This is a genomic window from Nocardioides ginsengisoli (assembly GCF_039537225.1).
In the GTDB taxonomy this organism is placed as follows: Bacteria; Actinomycetota; Actinomycetes; order Propionibacteriales; family Nocardioidaceae; genus Nocardioides; species Nocardioides ginsengisoli.
The window spans coordinates 273333-291681 of sequence record NZ_BAABAC010000023.1 but is presented as its reverse complement, the minus strand read 5'-3'; the positions used below and the strand labels follow the sequence as shown (position 1 = coordinate 291681).

The 18349-nt window shown below is 70.4% G+C and carries 20 protein-coding genes; 18 read left to right on the top strand and 2 right to left on the bottom strand.

The genetic code is table 11. From position 1 onward, the window contains the following. Positions 1-145 precede the first annotated feature (145 nt). The 9 genes from AB4880_RS12955 to AB4880_RS12915 all read left to right on the top strand — a co-directional run bounded on the left by AB4880_RS12955 (position 146) and on the right by AB4880_RS12915 (position 7357). Positions 146-313, top strand: coding sequence for a hypothetical protein (locus AB4880_RS12955; RefSeq protein WP_367919624.1), 168 nt, complete (start codon positions 146-148; stop codon positions 311-313). After that, positions 310-858 carry a creatininase family protein gene (locus AB4880_RS12950; RefSeq protein ID WP_367919623.1) on the top strand — a complete coding sequence of 183 codons (549 nt, stop codon included), beginning with the start codon at positions 310-312 and terminating at the stop codon, positions 856-858. Before AB4880_RS12955 ends, AB4880_RS12950 begins: the two co-directional genes overlap by 4 nt. A 130-nt stretch (positions 859-988) precedes the next feature. Next, complete coding sequence (locus tag AB4880_RS12945) at positions 989-1972, top strand: helix-turn-helix transcriptional regulator (RefSeq protein ID WP_367919622.1); 984 nt, start codon at positions 989-991, stop codon at positions 1970-1972. 100 nt (positions 1973-2072) lie between these two features. Then, positions 2073-2888 carry a nitrilase-related carbon-nitrogen hydrolase gene (locus AB4880_RS12940; protein ID WP_367919621.1) on the top strand — a complete coding sequence of 272 codons (816 nt, stop codon included), beginning with the start codon at positions 2073-2075 and terminating at the stop codon, positions 2886-2888. Continuing rightward, positions 2885-3577 (top strand): DUF2848 family protein, encoded by a 693-nt coding sequence (locus AB4880_RS12935; RefSeq protein WP_367919620.1) that lies wholly within the window; start codon positions 2885-2887, stop codon positions 3575-3577. Before AB4880_RS12940 ends, AB4880_RS12935 begins: the two co-directional genes overlap by 4 nt. After that, positions 3577-5049: a 4-hydroxyphenylacetate 3-hydroxylase family protein gene (locus tag AB4880_RS12930; RefSeq protein ID WP_367919619.1), complete on the top strand. Its 1473-nt coding sequence runs from the start codon at positions 3577-3579 to the stop codon at positions 5047-5049. Before AB4880_RS12935 ends, AB4880_RS12930 begins: the two co-directional genes overlap by 1 nt. Beyond that, on the top strand, positions 5046-5402 hold the full coding sequence (locus tag AB4880_RS12925) for a cupin domain-containing protein (protein ID WP_367919618.1): 357 nt from the start codon (positions 5046-5048) through the stop codon (positions 5400-5402). Before AB4880_RS12930 ends, AB4880_RS12925 begins: the two co-directional genes overlap by 4 nt. A gap of 13 nt (positions 5403-5415) precedes the next feature. Further along, a complete protein-coding gene (locus AB4880_RS12920; RefSeq protein WP_367919617.1) occupies positions 5416-5928 on the top strand; it encodes a flavin reductase family protein in 513 nt (170 codons plus the stop codon). Between the two features lie 76 nt (positions 5929-6004). Further along, entirely contained in the window at positions 6005-7357 is a 1353-nt protein-coding gene (locus AB4880_RS12915; protein WP_367919616.1) for an MFS transporter, read from the top strand. A 560-nt stretch (positions 7358-7917) separates the two neighbouring features. Here AB4880_RS12915 and AB4880_RS12910 read toward each other — a convergent pair. Then, positions 7918-8559 (bottom strand): TetR/AcrR family transcriptional regulator C-terminal domain-containing protein, encoded by a 642-nt coding sequence (locus AB4880_RS12910; protein WP_367919615.1) that lies wholly within the window; start codon positions 8557-8559, stop codon positions 7918-7920. An 84-nt stretch (positions 8560-8643) separates the two neighbouring features. Here AB4880_RS12910 and AB4880_RS12905 point away from each other — a divergent pair, with 84 nt between their 5' ends. From AB4880_RS12905 to AB4880_RS12895, 3 genes are read left to right on the top strand one after another with little or no spacing between them, the layout of a single operon-like run. Beyond that, complete coding sequence (locus AB4880_RS12905; RefSeq protein WP_367919614.1) at positions 8644-10113, top strand: APC family permease; 1470 nt, start codon at positions 8644-8646, stop codon at positions 10111-10113. Next, entirely contained in the window at positions 10110-11702 is a 1593-nt protein-coding gene (locus AB4880_RS12900; protein WP_367919613.1) for an amidohydrolase, read from the top strand. The genes AB4880_RS12905 and AB4880_RS12900 overlap by 4 nt, the downstream gene beginning before the upstream one ends. Beyond that, positions 11690-12799, top strand: coding sequence for a serine hydrolase domain-containing protein (locus AB4880_RS12895; RefSeq protein WP_367919612.1), 1110 nt, complete (start codon positions 11690-11692; stop codon positions 12797-12799). The genes AB4880_RS12900 and AB4880_RS12895 overlap by 13 nt, the downstream gene beginning before the upstream one ends. Positions 12800-12934: 135 nt before the next feature. Here the strand turns inward: AB4880_RS12895 and AB4880_RS12890 are convergent, their stop codons facing one another. Further along, positions 12935-13387 carry a hypothetical protein gene (locus tag AB4880_RS12890; protein WP_367919611.1) on the bottom strand — a complete coding sequence of 151 codons (453 nt, stop codon included), beginning with the start codon at positions 13385-13387 and terminating at the stop codon, positions 12935-12937. Between the two features lie 69 nt (positions 13388-13456). On the opposite strand from AB4880_RS12890, the gene AB4880_RS12885 reads away from it, so the two are divergent. From AB4880_RS12885 to AB4880_RS12860, 6 genes are read left to right on the top strand one after another with little or no spacing between them, the layout of a single operon-like run. Continuing rightward, positions 13457-14167 carry a hypothetical protein gene (locus AB4880_RS12885; RefSeq protein WP_367919610.1) on the top strand — a complete coding sequence of 237 codons (711 nt, stop codon included), beginning with the start codon at positions 13457-13459 and terminating at the stop codon, positions 14165-14167. 29 nt (positions 14168-14196) lie between these two features. Then, a complete protein-coding gene (locus AB4880_RS12880) occupies positions 14197-15693 on the top strand; it encodes a YHS domain-containing protein (protein WP_367919609.1) in 1497 nt (498 codons plus the stop codon). A 12-nt stretch (positions 15694-15705) separates the two neighbouring features. Next, the gene (locus tag AB4880_RS12875) at positions 15706-15960 is read left to right on the top strand and encodes a toluene-4-monooxygenase system B family protein (RefSeq protein ID WP_179729342.1); all 255 of its coding nucleotides are present in this window, start codon (positions 15706-15708) and stop codon (positions 15958-15960) included. An 11-nt stretch (positions 15961-15971) separates the two neighbouring features. Next, positions 15972-16316: an MmoB/DmpM family protein gene (locus AB4880_RS12870; protein WP_179729343.1), complete on the top strand. Its 345-nt coding sequence runs from the start codon at positions 15972-15974 to the stop codon at positions 16314-16316. Then, a complete protein-coding gene (locus tag AB4880_RS12865; protein WP_367919608.1) occupies positions 16313-17308 on the top strand; it encodes a ferritin family protein in 996 nt (331 codons plus the stop codon). Before AB4880_RS12870 ends, AB4880_RS12865 begins: the two co-directional genes overlap by 4 nt. A gap of 4 nt (positions 17309-17312) precedes the next feature. Continuing rightward, a complete protein-coding gene (locus tag AB4880_RS12860; RefSeq protein WP_367919607.1) occupies positions 17313-18338 on the top strand; it encodes a 2Fe-2S iron-sulfur cluster-binding protein in 1026 nt (341 codons plus the stop codon). Positions 18339-18349 lie beyond the last annotated feature (11 nt).

The following is an 18349-nucleotide window of genomic DNA, read 5'->3' as shown; positions in this document are numbered from 1 at the left end:
TCGTGCCCGCCAACCAAGTCGAGACCCTGGTCGGCGCCCAGCGCTACCCCAACCTCACCTCGCCCGAGCCAGCTCCGTCGAGCAGCGGGTCTACATCCTGCACAGCCAGCGGTGCCTGGACGAGAACCCCGACCTGCGCGCCTGCGTGTACTCGGTCGCGCTCGACCACGGCATCGACCCCAAGGACTGGGTGGGTCACGAGGACGAGCCGGTCCCGGTGAAGGTCGATCTGCTGCTCAAGCCGGACCTCCAGGCGATCGCCTACTTCCGCGTTCGGGGCGGGACGGGAGCGCCGGGATCACCGACGACGTGACGGTCATCCTCCCCGTCGGTACCCTCTCCTGCCACGGTGCGCACCTTCCGCTCGGTACCGACACGGACATCGCGGTTGCCGTCTCCGAGTCGGCCGCGATGATGCTCCGGCGACGAGGCATCGATGTGGTCGTTGCGCCCGCTGTCCCGTACGGAGCAGGGTCGCCAGTCGATGCCCGCGGCAACGTCGGCACGGCGGCGGTCGAAGGGTCGGTGCTGCACGCCTACCTCATCGACTTGGCACGGTCCTTCGCGGCCTGGGCGGGACAGGTCGTGGTCGTCAGTCGCCATGGCGCGCCCGCTGGATTCGCGGTGGCCGGTCTCGATGTCGCGTGGGTCGACTGCGACTGTGACGCTGTGGGGGTGCCGGCCCCGCGAGGTACGACCTCCTTGATGCTCCACCTCAAGCCCTGGGAGGTCCGGCTTCCACGCGCCGTGGTTGCTGAGGTGCGGGCGAGTGCCGACGAAGGCAGGGAGCTCCTCGACAGCCTCGCGTGGGTGGTTGCGCGCGACGTCCTCCGCCATCGCGGGATCCCTGTCCAGTGACCTGGTGGGGCAGTGCTGAGAACGATGCCACTCAGCTGGTCGGCCGGTTGACGCCGAACCACCGGACGCCGATCATCGGCGGTGTAGGAGTGCTGACGCGTCGGCACCGGCTGAGTTGGGTGGAGGTGCGATGGGAGTACCCGCCCTCGCCCGGCTGACAGTGGACCACGGCCGCGCGGTGCTCGCGAACACCAGCGATGCCGACCAGGTGATCGAGGCCTGCACGGGCGCCCTGCGCCCGCACGCCCTGACGGTGCGGGGGAGTGGCCGAGGCCTCCTGACCCGGCTGACCCACGTCCCGCTGCAGGACGTGTCGGTCAACCTGCTGCGCTACGGGGCCGAGGTCACGGTGAGCTCGGGTGACGGCGTCCTCGACGACTACCTGCTCACGCTGCCGGTGGCCGGCTCGGGCCGGTTCCGCTACGGCGACGCGGAGGCGATCGGTACGCCGCGGCGCGGGGTCATCATCGGCCCGCACCGGGAGTTCGAGTTCGCCTTCGACGACGCCTGGGAGCAAGTCGTCGTCCGGCTCGACCGCAAGCGCGTCGAGTCGGTGGCAGCGGCACTCACCGGCGAGGTCGGACCCGTCCACTTCGACCTCGCCCTGGCCGACGGCATCGGCAGCCTGGACGGCCTGCTGGAATCGGCGGTCAGCCTGGTCGACTCGGCAGTCGCCGAGCACCGGCCCCAGCTGCTATGGCAGTTCGAGCAGCTGCTCATCGAGACGCTGCTGCTGGCCCAGCCCAACAACCGGGCGTTCGCCGCCCCGCGCACGTCAGGCCGTCCGGTCTCCGTGCGGGTCCGGCAGGCCATGGACTTCATGCTCGAAAGGATCGGTGAGCCGGTCACCGTCACGGCAGTGGCCGAGGCGTGCGGCACCAGCGTGCGCAGCCTGCAGTCGGCCTTCCGCAGCGAGCTGGAGACGACTCCGGTGCAGTGGCTGCGCGCCCAGCGGCTCGAGCGCGCGCACGCGCTGCTGGCCAGCGGCGCCCCCGGGCTCTCGGTGACCGACGTCGCCTACCGGTGCGGGTTCTTCCACCTCGGCGACTTCGGGGCGGCCTTCCGGGCGCGCTACGGCGTCACGCCGTCGACGCTGCTCTCGTCCCGCCGCTGACCCCTTGGCCCACTCCTGAGCCGGGTGCTCGCGCGATTCCGAGTGCGGGGCGGCGTACTTCCGATATCCGGTGTGGTCGCCGTCACATGATCCTGAGGGCATGCAGATCGCCCTTCTCCAGCTCGCCAGCCCGGACGACGAAACGATCCGGGACCGGCTCGCCCGCGTCGACCAGACCGTGCGCGCCGAGCGCGCCCTGCGCGACGTCGACCTGCTCGTCCTGCCGGAGATGTGGACGGCGGGGTACTTCTCCTTCGAGCAGTACGCCGAGCGCGCCGAGCCCTTCGACGGCCCGACCCTCGCCGCCGCCCGCTCCTGGGCCTCGACGCTGCAGACCTTCGTGCACCTCGGCAGCTTCGTCGAGGTCGACGCCGAGGGCCGCCTGCACAACACCTCGGTCGTGGTCGACCCGAACGGCGCTGTCGTCGTCGAGTACCGCAAGGTCCACCTGTTCGGCTACGGCTCCCGCGAGTCGGAGCTCCTGACGCCCGGCAATGGGCTCGGGATCGGGCCCGTCGCCGGCCCGCCGACCGGCATCACCACCTGCTACGACCTGCGCTTTCCCGAGCTCTACCGCAGCCTTGTCGACGAGGGCGCCGAGCAGGTCGTCGTCTGCGCCGCCTGGCCCGCCGCCCGGCTCGAGCACTGGCGGCTGTTCACCTCGGTCCGCGCCGTCGAGCAGCAGGTCAACCTGATCGCCTGCAACGCCGTCGGCGAGCAGCAGGGCGTGACCCTCGGCGGTCACAGCCGGGTCGTCGCCCCGACCGGCGAGGTGATCGTCGAGGCCGGCGCCGACGAAGGCTTCACGTACGCCGAGCTCGACCCCGCCCTGCCGCGCCGCTTCCGCGCGGAGTTCCCCGCCCTGGCCGACCGCCGCTGGTCCGCCGAAACCGTCACCACCAAGGAGTACGCATGAGCACCACCGCGACGCGTCTGCGCCTGAGCACCGTCGACGGTGCCGAGGTCGAGATCGCGCCGACCCACCTCGTCGTCGCCGGCTACACCGGCCGCGACCAGGAGGCCGTCCGCCACCACATCGACGAGCTCGCCGCCATCGGCGTACCCGAGCCCGAGACGATCCCGGCGTTCTACCCGCTCGACGTGGACCGGCTCACCACCGGCGACCAGGTCGAGGTCGCCGGCGCCGCCACCTCCGGCGAGGTCGAGCCCGTGCTGATCCGGGCCAACGGCACCTACTACCTCACCGTCGGCTCGGACCACACCGACCGCGAGATGGAGACCGTCGGCATCCAGCTCTCGAAGGCCGCCTGCCCCAAGCCGATCGCCTCGAGGGTCATCGAGCTCGGCGACCCGCCGGCTCTCGTCGACTGGGACGCGATCGTCGCCCGCACCTGGGTCGACGGCGAGCTCTACCAGGAGGGCACCCTCGCCTCGATGCTCCCGATCACCCAGGTCCTCGCCGAGTGGGACCAGATCGGCGGCAGCGGCGACGTCGCCCTCGTGCTCTTCGGCGGCACCCGCCCGCTGATCGACGGCACCTTCCGCTACGGCCGCGACTGGCGCATGCAGCTCGAGGTCCCCGGTCACGCCCCCATCGAACTCGCCTACACCGTCTCTGTCACCACTCCCGGGAGGAGCAACTGATGCGCACCAGCGCCGACTACCTGAAGTCCCTGTCCGACGGCCGTCAGGTGATCGTCGACGGCTCGCCCGTCGACGACGTGACGACCCATCCGGCCTTCGCGCCCATCGCGCGCACCGTGGGTGAGCTGTTCGACCTCGCGGCCGACCCCGCCAACGGCATGCAGGTCACCGACCCCGTGACCGGCGAGGAGGTCAACCGCCTCTACGTCGCCCCGCGCACCGCCGAGGACCTCACCGCCTGGCGCGCCGCCGCGCAGGTCTGGGCCGACCACACCAACGGCTGGGTCGGACGCTCGCCCGACCACGTCGGCGCCTTCGTGGCCGCCTTCGCCTCCCACCCCGAGGCCTTCGCCACCGAGCGGCGTCTCGCCGACAACGTCGTCGCCTTCCAGCGCCGCGTCGTCGAGAACGACCTCTACGTCTCCTACGCGATCATCCCGCCGCAGGTGTCCCGCGCGACGACCGCGCACGCCTGGGACGGCGACTTCATCCAGGTCGGGGTCAAGGAGGAGCGCGAGGACGGGATCGTCGTCAGCGGCGCCCAGATGCTCGCCACCGGCGGTGCCGTCGCCGACGAGATCCTGGTCTCCTGCATCAAGCCGCTGACGCCCGAGGACACCGACTTCGCGATCTCCTTCACCGTGCCGGTCGCCGCCGGCGGGCTGAAGCTCTACTGCCGCCGGCCCTACGCCACCGGCGCGACCAGCGAGTTCGACTACCCGCTCACCACCCGGTACGACGAGACAGACGCCCTGCTCGTCTTCGACGACGTGTTCATCCCCTGGAAGGACGTCTTCGTCTACAAGGACGTGCCCGGCCTGCGCCAGCAGTTCTTCGACACCGGCGCCCACGTCCTGGGCAACTTCCAGGCCCAGATCCGCTTCGCGACCAAGCTCCGCTTCCTCGCCGGCATCGCCCGCAAGGTGGCCGCGGTCAACGGCGTCGACCGGTTCCCCGGCGTGGTCGAGAAGCTCGGCGAGCTGGCGAGCCTGGTGTCCGTCGTCGAGTCGGCCCTGCACGCGGCGCAGTTCACGGCCGCTGCCGACCCCCAGGGCCTCTTCCGGCCGGGCGCCCAGTCGCTGTACGCCGCGATGGGTCTGCAGGCAGAGCTCCACCCGCGTGTCATCGGCATCCTGCGCGAGCTGGTGGGCGGGGGAGTGCTCCAGGTTCCGTCCTCAGTCGCCGAGCTGCAGAATCCGGACACCGCCCAGGACATGGAGCGCTACGTGTCCAGTCCCGGCGTCTCGTCGGCCGAGCGGGTCAAGCTGTTCAAGTTGGCCTGGGACGCGATCGGCAGCGAGTTCGCCGGCCGTCACCAGAGCTACGAGCTCTTCTACTCCGGCGCCCCCTTCGTCGTGAAGGGCTACGCCTTCCGCAACTACGACTACGACCGGCCCGTCGCGGCCGTCGACGAGTTCCTGGCGTCGTACGGCGTCAGCGAGCTCCCCACCCTCCAGGAGGTCTCCGCATGAGCAAGCCCGAGATCGAGTTCACCCCGGTCACGAACATCGAGTACACGCTGTGCCTCGGCGACAACCCGCTCATCAAGGAGCGGATCCTCGCCACCGACCCGGTCGGCGGTGTCGCCACCCGGATCCTGCGCTACGAGCCCGGCGCCGACTCCACCGAGCTGGGCGTGCAGAAGCACGACTTCTGGGAGGAGGTCTACATCATCGAGGGCTCCTTCCACGACCTCACCCTGGACAAGACCTTCGTGGCCGGCGAGTTCGCCTGCCGCCCGCCGGGCATGCCGCACGGTCCCTGGCGCACCGACGAGGGCGTCACCACCTACGAGGTCCGCTACCACGCTCGCGCCGAGGACTGAGGAGATGGTGACGATGACCGCCCCGCTCGTGGATCCGATGGCGATGCGCCAGGCGATGGGCCGCTTCGCGACCGGCGTCGCGGTGATCACCACCGAGCACGACGGCATCCCTCACGGGATGACCGTCAACTCACTGACCTCGGTGTCCCTCGACCCGCCGCTGCTCCTGGTGTGCTTCAACCACGGAGCGCGCACGGCCGAGGCCGCCGTGGCCTCGGGGCGGTTCGTCGTCAACGTCCTCTCCCGGCGGCAGCAGGCGATCGCCCTGCGCTTCGCGGCCCGGGGCGAGGACCACTTCGCCGGGCTCGAGCTCGAGTACGCCGAGCACCGCGTCCCCGTCGTGCCCAAGGCTCTCGCGCACCTCGAGTGCGACGTCGAGCGGGTCGTCGAGGCCGGCGACCACACGATCGTGTTCGGCGCCGTCATCGGCCTGGACGCCCGCGACGGGGAGCCGCTCGGCTTCTTCGGCGGCAAGTTCAGCGACGTCCAGCAGCACGGGCACGAGCCCGAGCGCTGGTTCTTCTAGCAGGAATGCCTCGGTGGCTGCGCCAACAGCCACCGAGGCGAGGTCACCCGGACACGCGCCCCATCAGGAGAGAAACATGTCCAACGCAACCCTCGAACAACCTAGCAACGAGCGGCAGCGCGGCGGCCACACCAGCCTCCCCGTCATCGCGGCATCGAGCCTGGCCGGTACCGCCGTCGAGTGGTACGACTTCTTCCTCTACGGCACCGCCGCCGCCCTGGTCTTCCCGGCCCTCTTCTTCCCCGACTCCGATCCGCTGATGGGTACCGTGCTGGCGTTCGCTACCTATGCCGTCGGGTTCGTCGCCCGGCCCGTCGGCGCCGTCGTGCTGGGACACTACGGCGACCGGCGCGGGCGCAGGGCCACGCTGGTGGCGAGCCTGCTGCTCATGGGCGTCGCCACGTTCCTCATCGCCCTCCTCCCGACGTACGGCGCCATCGGCATCGCGGCCCCGATCCTGCTGGTGCTCCTCCGCCTCGTGCAGGGCTTCGCGCTGGGAGGCGAGTGGGGTGGCGCCGTGCTCCTCGTCTCCGAGCACGGCGACTCCACGCGCCGCGCCTTCTTCGCCTCCTGGCCCAACGTCGGCCCGCCGCTCGGCAACTTGATGGCCGCCGGCGTGCTCGCCGTCCTCGGCGCGACCCTGTCCGACGACGCCTTCCAGTCCTGGGGCTGGCGCCTCGCCTTCGGCCTGTCCGCGCTGCTCGTTGTCATCGGCCTGGTCCTGCGCCTCTACGTCACCGAGACCCCGATGTTCGAGGAGGCCCAGCGCAAGGCCGACGCCGCGCCCAAGGGCCTGCCCGCCGGTGTCGTCGTGCGGAAGCACTGGCGGATGGTGTTGCTCGCCGCCGCGACGCGCTTCGGGGAGAACGCCGGCTTCTACATCTACTCGCTGTTCGTCATCACGTACGTCACGAAGATGCTCGAGCTCGACAAGTCGGTCGCGTTGACCGCCGTGATGATCGGCCAGGGCGTCGCTGTCGTCGCGATCCCGCTGATCGCGATCCTCGCCGACCGCATCGGCCGGCGCCCGGTCTACCTGTGCGCCTCGGTCGCCACGATCGTGTGGGCCTTCGTCTTCTTCGGCCTGCTCGACACGAAGAGCCCGGGCCTGACCATCGTCGCCGTGGCCGGCGGCCTGCTCATCTTCGCGGCCTTCAGCGCGGTCATCGGCGCCTTCTTCTCCGAGCTGTTCCCGACCGAGGTCCGCTACTCCGGTGTCTCGCTGTCCTACAACCTGGCCTCCGTCCTGGCCGGCTCGCTCGCCCCGATCATCGCGATCTGGCTCTACGCGAAGTTCGACACCGGCTACGTCATCGGTGCCTACCTCGCCGCCATGGGCGTGGTCTCCCTCGTCGCCTCGCTCATCGCCAAGGAGACTCGCGAGACCGATCTGACCACGGTCGGTCAGCCTGTCGGTCAGGATATGTAGGTCCTTTCCTGTCAACGGGCAGGGTGAGCGCCGCCACGGCTGGTTGTCGTGGCGGCGCTTCGGATTCTGGCCCGGGTGCCGGTTCGTCTCGAGCGGGTCTGTCGGCGCACGTGGTCAGACTGATATGCGCGGGTCGGTGACCGCAGGGCCGCGATTCAGCGGGAGCGCTCCGCTGGCTGCGGGCCAGAAGCTCCAAGACCGGATGTCGGTCCGGACAGCTCGGTCCGGACAGCTCGGTCCGGGCAGCTCGGTCTGTGTTGTCAGCCTTGGTGATGCTGCCTTGGCGGCGTGAAGGGGCGCTGGAGTGCTCGGGCGGCACGAGCCCGAAGTTGGTGCCGGCCGCGCTCAGCGTCCGGTACAGACCGAAACCGGTCGGGCCGGCCTCGTCGGTCGCCACGACCGACCGTGCGTGCACATCGAGCCCAACACTCGTACGCTCAGAAATCACCGGGCCTCCCTACGACTGTGGATAGGCCGAGCAGGCAGCCCCTGCTCGGTAACCCACGAACATGCGCAGGAGAGGCCCCGGCCCGCAACCACCTCAGCGCGAGGCAGTCAACTCATACGGTCTGACGCAGCTCCGCGCCCACCCCCGTCAGGATCATCCGTAGGCCACACTCGAAGGCAGCCTCAGCCCGGTGGGTGGCGTCCCGCTGATGGGCGAGCGCGGCGGCCAGCCGGGGCGTCTCGACCCCGGCGGGGATCTCCCACATCACGTCCGGCGCGGCGAGGTCGAGCGCGGAGCCGACGACGAAGCTCTCCACGGCCGTCAGCACCTCCATGGCGCGGTCGACGGGGAAGCCGACCTCCTCCAGGAGAACGACCATCCGGTCGTACGCAGCGAGCACCTGCGGCGAACGGACGGTCGTCGTCGTGAGGAGCGGTACGACGCGCGGGTGGGCGGCGAAGACGGACCGGTAGGAGCGGAAGAACGCCGGGATCGCGGCGTCCCAGGAGTGCTGCTCGAGGGTGGCGACGTCCATCTCGGTGCTCACCTGCTCGCGCAGCAGCTCGATCACGCCGGATCGTCCGTCGACGTGGTGGTAGAGCGAGGACGTCGTCACGCCGAGCCGCCGGGCCAGCTCGGGCAGGTTGACGTCGCCGGTCTCGTCGACCAGCTCGAGGGCAGCGCGGCCGATCTTGGCGCGGTCGAGGACCGCTTTGCGGGGGCGCCCCGCACGGCGCTGGGTGATCTCGTTCACGACTTCCTCTTCCCTCCGGGTGTGATCGGGATTACTCTAGCCCGGAAATCAAAATCGAAACGGTTTCAATAAAAGGAGCACCAGATGTCCACCACCTCCCCAGCGAGCACGGAGCACGGCTCCGGGCCTGGCCTCAAGGCCAACGCCCTCGGCACGAGCGACCTCGTCTTCATCGTCGTCTCCGCGGCCGCGCCGCTCATGGTGATGGTCGGCGTCGCGCCGCTCGCCCTGATGATCGGCGGCATCGGTGCGCCCTCGGCGTACGTCTTCGCGGGCATCTCGCTCGCGATCTTCGCGGTCGGCTTCACGACGATGTCGCGGCACATCGACAACGCCGGCGCCTTCTACTCCTACATCGCTGTCGGGCTCGGGCGCACCGCCGGCGTGATCTCCGCGCTGGTCGCCCTGGTGTCCTACAACGCGCTCCAGATCGGCGTCTACGGCCTCGCCGGCGTCGCCATCCAGGGCACCTTCGTCGAGGTGTTCGGTATCGACCAGCCGTGGTGGGTCTACGCGCTCGCCTGCATCGCGATCGTCTGGTACGTCGGCTTCCGCAGCGTGGACTTCGGCGCGAAGTTCCTCGCGGTGCTGCTCACTGCGGAGACCGCGCTCCTGCTGGTCCTCGCCGTCGCCATCGTCGTGCAGGGCGGTGGCAAGGAGGGCCTGGGGCTCGACTCCTTCGCCCCCGGGAACATGTTCGTCCAGCCGATGACGGTCATCCTCCCCACCGCGTTCGCCGCCTTCATGGGCTTCGAGGCCACCGTGATCTACCGCCGCGAGACCCGCGACCCCCGCCGCACCATCCCCCGCGCGACCTACCTCGCGGTCGCGATCCTGGCCGGCACCTACGCCTTCATCGTGTGGAGCATCGTCCAGGCCTTCGGCGCGAGCGGCGCCGTCGAGGCCGCGACCACCAACGGCGTCGGCATGTTCTTCGTCGCCGGCGAGACCTACCTCGGCAGCTGGTTCACCACCGCGATGCACCTGCTGATCGCGACCAGCGTCGTGGCCAGCCTGGTCGCCTTCCACAATGCCGTGACCCGCTACTCGCTCGCCATCGCCGACGAGGGCCTGCTCCCGGCCGTCCTCGCCAAGGTGCACCCACGCACCCGCGCGCCGTACGTCGCCGGTCTGGTGCAGACCGCCTTGTCCCTCGCCATCGTCGGTGGCTTCGCGATCGCGAAGGCCGACCCCTACACGCAGCTGCTGATCTGGGTGAACACGCCCGGCATCTTCGGCATCCTGCTGCTGCAGGTGGCCGCGGCGATCTCGGTCGTCGCCTACTTCCGCAAGCGTGCCACCGGCGAGGGGGCCTGGCGCACCGTCGTGGCGCCGGTCGTCTCGGCCGGGCTGATGCTGCTCGCGATCGTGCTCTCCGCCAAGAACATCTCGTTCCTGACCGGCACCACCGGCGCCGTCAACCAGGTCCTGCTGCTCACCATCCCGGTGACCTGCCTGCTCGGCCTGGCCTGGGCGACGTGGCTCCGGCGCAACCGCCGCGAGGCCTTCGACGCCGTCGCGTCCTCCTGCGAGACGGCGGAGGTGTCCGCATGAGCGCAGACCTGCTCCTCGTCGGTACGACGGTCCGCACCCTCGACCCCGCCCGACCGACCGCGCACGCCGTGGCAGTCCGTGACGACCGGATCGTCGGCCTGGACGACGACGCCCTCGCCATGCGCGGCGCAGGGACCGAGGTCGTCGACCTCGGTGGCGCCGTCACCACGCCGGGTCTGGTCGACGCTCACGCCCACCCGCTGCTCGGCGCGACCGCCTTCGTCGGCGTCGACCTGTCGGCCTGCCGCGACCTCGCGGACCTGCGGGCCGCCCTGGCCGGTGCAGGCCCGGGCGCCGACGGCTGGGTGACCGGCTTCGGACTCGACCACAACGCCTTCGGAGGCGCCCCGATCACGAACGCCGTGCTCGACGAGGTGCTGCCCGGGCTCCCCGTCCTCGTCGTCCTGTACGACGGTCACTCCGCCCTCGTCAGCAGCGAGGCGCTGCGCCGGGCCGGCGTCACCGGGCCGCGCCGCTTCGAGCAGCGCGCGGAGATCGTCTGCGACGACGCCGGGCGCCCGACCGGACTGCTGCTCGAGCACGCCGCGATGGGGGTGGTGCGCGACGTCGTACCGCCGATGCCTGCTGCGGAGCTGCGCTCGCGCCTGCAGGCGGTGCTCGACGGGATGGCTGCGACCGGCCTGACCGGCGCGACCATGATGGACGCGGAGGGCGACGCCCTGGCCGCGCTCGCCGACGCGGAGGCGCACGGCGAGCTCGCCGTACGACTGCGGGTGATGCCGTGGTGCATGCCCGAGGACGACCTCGCCGCCATCGACGCGCTCCAGGGCCGCCGCGGCCGCCGCTGGGCCGTGGCCGGGGTGAAGTTCTTCATCGACGGCACGGTCGAGGGCGGCACCGCGTGGCTCGAGCACGCCGACTGCCACGGACAGGGCACCGACGCCTTCTGGCGCGACCCGGCGGCGTACACCCGCGCAGTCCGGCACTTCGCCGCCGCCGGGGTGCAGACCGCGACCCACGCCATCGGCGACGCCGGCGTCCGCCACGTGATCGACTCGCTGACCGGCGTCGACACGGGCGGTGTGCGGCACCGGGTCGAGCACCTGGAGACGCTGCCCCTCGACGACGTTCGCCGCCTCGTGGAGGCCGGCCTCGTGGCCTCGATGCAGCCCTCGCACACCGGCTACACGCGCGCCGACCTCACCGACGAGTGGGCGACCCGGCTCGGCGCCGACCGTGCCGCGCGCGCCTGGGTGTGCCGCGACGTGCGCGACGCCGGGGGAGTGCTCGTGCTCGGCTCCGACTGGCCCATCGCCGGGTACGACGCCCGCGAGGTCCTCGGGTACGCCCGCCTGCGCCGCCGCCCCGGCACGAGCGACGCCCCGGTCACGCCGGAGCAGGCGCTCACCGGCCTGATGGCCCTGGAGGGCATGACGACCCACGCCGCCGTCGCCGACGGCACCACCGCCGACGCCGGGCGGATCGCGGTCGGCTGCCGCGCCGACCTCACCGCCTTCACGCTCGACCCGGTCGACGCGCCGGCCGACGAGGTCGCGGAGGCCCCGATCCGGCTGACGGTCTCGGGCGGACGGGTCACGCACCGCGGGGAGGTCACGTGCCCGGTGTGACCACCGGCAACTGGCAGCAGCCCGCCCACCTGCGCTGGTCCTTCCAGCACATGGCGGACCTCTTACCCGTCGCCACCATCTTCCGGGGTGCGGAGATCCCGCTCCCCGTGGCCGAGGCCGACCTCGGGGGACTGTCGGTGCCGATGGAGCACACCGATGCCTGGCTGGTCCTGCACCGCGGCGCCGTCGCGGCCGAGGAGTACGCCGGCACCATGACACCGGCGACCCGGCACCTCCTGATGTCGGTCAGCAAGTCGGTCGTGGGTCTGGTCGCGGGCATCCTCTGCGGGCAGGGCCGGCTCGACGAGGGTGCCCTCGTGACGTCGTACCTCCCGGACCTGGCGGGCACCGGGTGGGACGGATCGACCGTTCGAGACCTGCTCGACATGCGCGTCGGCATCCGCTTCTCCGAGGACTACCTCAACCCGGCCTCCGAGGTCCGCCGCCTCGACGAGTCCGTCGGCTGGGCCGCACGCGGACCACGATCCCCCGCCCACCTCCGAGCCTTCCTCGCCGAGCTGAGCAGCGACCGTCCGCACGGCGGGCCGTTCGCCTACAGCAGCGCGATCACCGACGCACTCGGCCTGGTCTGCGAAGCCGCCGGCGGAGCACCCTTCCCCGAGCTGGCCTCCGACCTGCTCTGGTCGCGCATCGGCGCCGCACACGATGCGTACGTCACCGTCGACCCGGTCGGCACCAGCATGTACGACGGCGGCATCTGCGCCACCCCGCGCGACCTCGCCCGCCTCGGCGCCCTCGTCGCCGCCGGCGGGCGGTCCCTCATCGGCGAGCAGGTCGTCCCTGCTGCCTGGATCGACGACCTCTTCCGCGGCGGATCCGACTCCGCATCTGCGTTCGCCGCCGCCGACCACGACCACGGCCTGGCCGGAGGCAGCTACCGCGGCCAGTTCTGGTCACCGGCCGCCGGTGGTGACGTCGTCCTGTGCCTGGGCATCCACGGCCAGATGGTCTACGTCGACCGCGCCAGGGACGTCGTCGGCGTGAAGCTCTCCAGCTGGCCGCTGCCGGTCGACGAGGTCAGGAGCCGTGCCGACCTGGAGGCGTTCCGGGCGATCGCCGCCCGGGTCGCTGCCTGACTCAACCGACCGAGAACCAGGTCACCAGGCAACAGTTTCCGGCACGGCAGCAATGCGTGACGGTACCGCCCGCGCCCCGGATCCGAGCCAGCTCTGCCACCAGGGCGGTGACCGGCACCGTGACCGTCTGCCAGGTCATCGCGACCACCCGGTGGTGAGCGGTCGAGCCAAGGACGGCGAGGGTGCGGTCGAGAGTTGCTCGGCCGCCTCGCGCAGGATCGTGGCCGCGAGTCGGCGGCTGATGACGGACGGCGGGGTCGCCTCCCAATACGCCGCCCGGACTGCTTCCTCAGCGGCGAGCCGGTCCTCGCGCGACGCAAGCCGCACCAGCTCGGCGCGAATCAGCTGAAGCGCCGTGGAGCCGGCCTCCTGCAACGGACGCGAGCCGTTGGGGTTTGAATCGGAGTGGTTGCTCATCGAGATCACCTCGGTGGTCGTGCGGTGGAGCTCCAGTGGAGACCCGCGATGCCACCCTGCGCGCTGCTCACCTTGGCCATCCTCATCGCGGATGTTGGCCCGACCGCGCACCCCGCGGTTGCGGTTGCCCGAATGTCCAAGCGACTGCGCCAACTTGTACAGAACGCGCATCTTCCCGTGTGACGCGCGCCACGAGAGTGAAGCCACTCGCAGCGCCCATCGCACACGACAGGGAGAGACATGGCCAGCGCACTCCACGCTCCGCAGCTGATCTTCGACAGCCAGATGCTGTACCTGGTCTGGATCCCGGCGGACCCCGACACCGTCGCCAAGCTGGTTCCCGAGGGCCTCACGCCTCGGGCCGACGGTGCGGTCTACCTCAACCAGTACGTCGTCCAGGACGGCGCACAGACCTCCAACGGTGCGGAGCCGGTGGACGCCTTCGGCGCCTACTCCCTCACCTACCTGGGCGCGGACCTCGCCGGCCTCGACACCGAGGCGGGTGTGCCGGCGCGGTGGTGGACGCACTACTACAACAGCTCCGAGGCGATGAACCGCTACGCGGCCGAACGCGGTGTTCCGACGGGCGTCGGGCGCACGACCCTCGAGGTGAGCGACGGCCGCGTGGAGGCGACGACCTACCTCGACGAGCGCCCGGTCATCCGCACCGTCGCGAGCATCGACGACGGCCCGACGGTCCGCTCCACCGGCCAGCTGCGCTACATCACCCGCGGCGAGGGCGACGGCTTCACCAGCGGCCGCTATCCCTTCGTCGCCGATTTCGCCAGCGGCTTCGTCGTTGATTCCCTCGAGTTCCTCGACCCGGAGCACGAGCTGTACGCCTTCCGGCCGGCCGACCCGCTGCAGGTCACCTTCGGCTTCTACTCCCCGAGCATCACCTTCTGCTACCCGGGCGGCGAAGGCCCCCTCGGCAGCTTCCACGGCAGCTGATCCAGCCCAACCAACAGGAGACAACTGACATGGCACTACTGGAACGGAGCGCCTGGTACGACCTGGCGCGGTCGACCGAGTGGACTCCCTCCTACATCAGCGAGGACGAGCTGTTCCCGCCCGAGATGTCCGGCGGCGAAGGCATCCCGGCCGAGGTCTGGTCGACCTACGACGAGCCGTACAAGGTCACCTACCGCGAGTACGTCGACGTCCAGCGACAGAAGGACGAGGGCGCCTACTCGGTCAAGGCCGCGCTCGAGCGCGCCGACCTGTACAACAACGCCGATCCCGGCTGGGTCAGCATCCTCAAGGAGCACTACGCCGCCGTCGCGCTCGTCGAGTACGGCGCCTCCTTCCAGGAGGCCCGCTACGTTCGCTGGTCCAAGGCCCCCGGCATGCGCAACATGGCCACCTTCGGGATGCTCGACGAGATGCGGCACGGGCAGATCCAGCTGTACTTCCCCCACGAGTACGTCAGCAAAGACCGCCAGTTCGACTGGTCGCACCAGATGATGTGGTCCAACAACTGGGTCGCGCTCGGTGCCCGGCACTTCTTCGACGACATGCTGATGACCCGTGGCGCGGCGGAGACCTCCATCTCGGCGAACTTCGCCTTCGAGACGGGCTTCACCAACCTGCAGTTCATCGGCCTCTCGGGCGACGCCGCCAACGCGGGCGACTTCACCTTCTCCAAGCTGATCCAGTCCATCCAGTCCGACGAGGCCCGCCACGCACAGCTCGGCACCCCGCTGCTGCAGATGATGATCGAGAACGGGCAGAAGGCCAAGGCCCAGAACCTCATCGACATCGCGTTCTGGCGCTCCTACCGCCTGTTCACGATCCTCTCCGGCATCCCGATGGACTACTACGTCCCGCTCGAGGTCCGCGAGTCGTCCTTCAAGGAGTTCATGGAGGAGTGGATCGTCACCCAGTTCATGAAGTCCATCGAGGACCTCGGGCTCTCGAAGCCCTGGTACTGGGACATCTTCCTGCGCGACCTCGACGAGCACCACCACGGCCAGCACCTCGGCACCTACTCGTGGCGCCCCACCCTGTGGTGGAACCCCGCCGCCGGCGTGAGCCCGGAGGAGCGCGACTGGCTGGAGGAGAAGTACCCAGGCTGGAACGACACCTTCGGCAAGGTCTGGGACGTCATGATCGACAACTTCGTCAGCGGCCGGCCCGAGAAGACCGTGCCGGGCACGCTCCCGATGATCTGCAACGTCTCCCAGCTGCCGATCGTCGGCACCCCCGGTCGCTCGCTGAAGGACACGAGCATCGTCTTCGAGGGCCGCAAGTACCACTTCGCCTCCGAGGTGGACAAGTGGATCTTCGAGCAGGACCCGGAGCGCTACAAGCACCACAAGAACCTCATCGACCGCTTCCTGGGCGGCGAGATCCAGCCCGCCAACCTCGACGGCGTCCTGGAGTACATGGGCCTTGGCGTGGTCAGCCCCGGCGGCGACGACGCACACAACTATGCCTGGCTCGAGGCGTACAAGACGGCCCTGGCGCCGGCAGGCTGAGAGGACGACGACATGGCACTGTTCCCCATCTCCTCCAAGTTCGACGGCGACTTCGTGCTCAAGCTCGTTCCCGTCGACACCGACGACACCATGGCCGCCGTGGCGGCCGCAGCGGCCGAGCACTCGGTCGGCGTCCACGTCCCCGACCAGCCGGGCAAGGTCATCCGTGCCCGCGCCGAGGGAGCCGCCGACCCGTACCCGCTGGACATGAAGCTGTCCGAGACCGGCCTGGGACCGACCGACACGGTCGAGTTCTATTTCGAGTGAGGAGCTCGACGATGAGCAACGAATCGACGCCCATCACCGACCCGGTCGGACCGGTGGTCCAGGCCGGTGAGCTGGCCGAGGCCGTCGCCGAGGCGGTCCGGATCGACAACGAGGGCAAGCGGGTCGACGTCCGCAACCGCGGGTCGTACGTCCGCATCGAGGTCGACGGCGGCGAGTGCATCCTGCGCCGCACCACGATCGAGGACCAGCTCGGCCGGCCGTTCAACATGCGCGACCTCGAGGTCAGCATGCCGTCCTTCGTCGGTCGCATCGAGACCGGCACCGAGCAGTTCCGCTTCTGGCTGGCGCAACAGCCCGCCACCACCGAGCCCAGCACCCAGGAGGTTCCCTCATGACGACCGCTCCCGTGGCCCTCCGGCCGCTCAAGACCTGGAGTCACCTGGCGGCCCGCCGTCGCAAGCCCAGCGAGTACGAGATCGTCTCGACCAACCTGCTGTGGCACATGCGGGACCAGGAGCAGCCGTGGGACGTCGCCCACGAAGGCCCCATGGCCGACTGGTACCGCACCTACCGCAACGGCAGCGCCGTCCAGCACGACGACTGGGACGGGTTCCGCGATCCCGACGAGCTGGTCTACCGGACCTACAACATCCTCCAGGACGGGCAGGAGACCTACGTCGAGGGCCTGCTCGACCAGCACAACGAGGAGGAGCACGACAAGGGCCTCGACGCCGAGTGGGTCCGCAGCCTCGCAGCGCACTACGCGCCGGGTCGCTACCTCCTGCACACCGTGCAGATGGCCAGTGCCTACCTCGTCCACATGTCGCCGGCGAGCACGATCAGCAACTGTGCGGCCTTCCAGTCCGCCGACCAGCTGCGCTGGCTCTCGCACGTCGCGTACCGCACCGCCGAGCTCTCCCAGACGCATCCGGACGTGGGTCTCGGTACCGCCGAGCGAGCTCACTGGCAGGAGCTGCCGGCCTGGCAGCGCTTCCGCGAGCTGCTGGAGTGCGTCTTGGCGACCCGCGACTGGGCCGAGGCGTTCGTCGCCCTCAACCTCGTCGCCAAGCCGGCCATCGACGAGGCGTTCTGGCGTCAGCAGGGCATCAGCGCCCGTCGTCAGGGGGACACGCTCTTCGCCCTCACCGCCGAAGCAGCCCTGCGCGACAGCGAGCGGTCCCGGCGCTGGTCGGTCGAGCTGGTCCGGCACATGGCTCAGCGTCCGGAGAACGTGCTCGTCATCGAGCGGTGGATCGACACCTGGGTGCCGCTCGCCGACGCTGCGATCGAGGCCTTCTGCTCGGAGCTGCTGGACAACCCGGACGCCGCGAGCAACGCGATCGCCGCTGCCCGCACGTTCCGAAGCTCCCTTCCGCTGCGGGGCTGAGCCGATGACCCACTCGGAGGTCGCCACCCGTATCTTCCACGTACGCGACGGCGAAGCCCACCAGTTCACCTGCACGGACGGGGACTCCCTGCTGCGGGCCGCCCTGCGCGCAGGCGTCCCGGCGACCTACGAGTGCAACAGCGGTGGCTGCGGAAGCTGCAAGTTCACGCTCACCGAGGGTGAGGTCCGGCAGGTGCAGGATGCGCCTGCCGGCCTCACCGACCGGGACCGTCGCAAGGGGCGGCTCCTCGCTTGCCAGTCAGTGCCGCAGTCGGACTGCACGGTGAGCCTGCTGATCGACCCGGTCGACCCCTTCCACGCCGGCCTGTCGCTCCCCGCTCGTCGGGTCGGCGAGGTCGTGGCCGAACGGATGCTCACGCACGACCTGCGGGAGCTGAGCCTGGCCCTCGACGCCGACTTCCTTCCCGGGCAGTACGCGATGCTGCGCCGGCCCGGAGGCGAGGAGCGGGCGTACTCGATGGCGAACACGCCCGGCACCGGTGTGTGGCAGTTCCACATCAAACGGGTTCCGGGCGGCGCCGAGTCGGGCGCTTTCGTCGACGAGATCGCGCTCGGCGACGCCATCGAGGTCGACGGCCCCTACGGACACGCCCACCTCAAGGCGACCGGACGCGACGTCGTGTGCATCGCCGGCGGATCCGGGCTGGCACCGATGGTCTCCATTGCGCGGGGGCTCGCAGCGGCCGCCGACGCAAGCGAGCGTCGGCTGGACTTCTTCTACGGCGGCCGGGCGCCTCGCGACCTGTGCGCCGGCGAGTTCGTCACCGAGGTCGCCGACCGGCTCGCCGAGATCACCCTGGTCGACGTCGTCTCCGACGAGGCGCCCGACGACTGGGACGGAGCGCGCGGCTTCGTCCACGAGGCCGTCGCGGCCGCCGGGTTGACGGACCTCGTCGATCGCGACATCTACGTCGCCGGCCCGCCGCCTATGACCGACGCCGTGACCCGGCTCCTGGTGCGCGAGCTCAAGGTTCCCGTCGACCAGATCCACTACGACCGATTCTTCTGACCGAACCGAGG

Bases quoted from the DNA above. Each gene is read 5' to 3' on its own strand.
- AB4880_RS12945 (WP_367919622.1), top strand. From the start codon at position 989: ATGGGAGTACCCGCCCTCGCCCGGCTGACAGTGGACCACGGCCGCGCG.
- AB4880_RS12940 (WP_367919621.1), top strand. From the start codon at position 2,073: ATGCAGATCGCCCTTCTCCAGCTCGCCAGCCCGGACGACGAAACGATC.
- AB4880_RS12935 (WP_367919620.1), top strand. From the start codon at position 2,885: ATGAGCACCACCGCGACGCGTCTGCGCCTGAGCACCGTCGACGGTGCC.
- AB4880_RS12930 (WP_367919619.1), top strand. From the start codon at position 3,577: ATGCGCACCAGCGCCGACTACCTGAAGTCCCTGTCCGACGGCCGTCAG.
- AB4880_RS12925 (WP_367919618.1), top strand. From the start codon at position 5,046: ATGAGCAAGCCCGAGATCGAGTTCACCCCGGTCACGAACATCGAGTAC.
- AB4880_RS12920 (WP_367919617.1), top strand. From the start codon at position 5,416: ATGACCGCCCCGCTCGTGGATCCGATGGCGATGCGCCAGGCGATGGGC.
- AB4880_RS12915 (WP_367919616.1), top strand. From the start codon at position 6,005: ATGTCCAACGCAACCCTCGAACAACCTAGCAACGAGCGGCAGCGCGGC.
- AB4880_RS12905 (WP_367919614.1), top strand. From the start codon at position 8,644: ATGTCCACCACCTCCCCAGCGAGCACGGAGCACGGCTCCGGGCCTGGC.
- AB4880_RS12900 (WP_367919613.1), top strand. From the start codon at position 10,110: ATGAGCGCAGACCTGCTCCTCGTCGGTACGACGGTCCGCACCCTCGAC.
- AB4880_RS12890 (WP_367919611.1), bottom strand. From the start codon at position 13,387: ATGCGCGTTCTGTACAAGTTGGCGCAGTCGCTTGGACATTCGGGCAAC.
- AB4880_RS12885 (WP_367919610.1), top strand. From the start codon at position 13,457: ATGGCCAGCGCACTCCACGCTCCGCAGCTGATCTTCGACAGCCAGATG.
- AB4880_RS12880 (WP_367919609.1), top strand. From the start codon at position 14,197: ATGGCACTACTGGAACGGAGCGCCTGGTACGACCTGGCGCGGTCGACC.
- AB4880_RS12875 (WP_179729342.1), top strand. From the start codon at position 15,706: ATGGCACTGTTCCCCATCTCCTCCAAGTTCGACGGCGACTTCGTGCTC.
- AB4880_RS12870 (WP_179729343.1), top strand. From the start codon at position 15,972: ATGAGCAACGAATCGACGCCCATCACCGACCCGGTCGGACCGGTGGTC.
- AB4880_RS12865 (WP_367919608.1), top strand. From the start codon at position 16,313: ATGACGACCGCTCCCGTGGCCCTCCGGCCGCTCAAGACCTGGAGTCAC.
- AB4880_RS12860 (WP_367919607.1), top strand. From the start codon at position 17,313: ATGACCCACTCGGAGGTCGCCACCCGTATCTTCCACGTACGCGACGGC.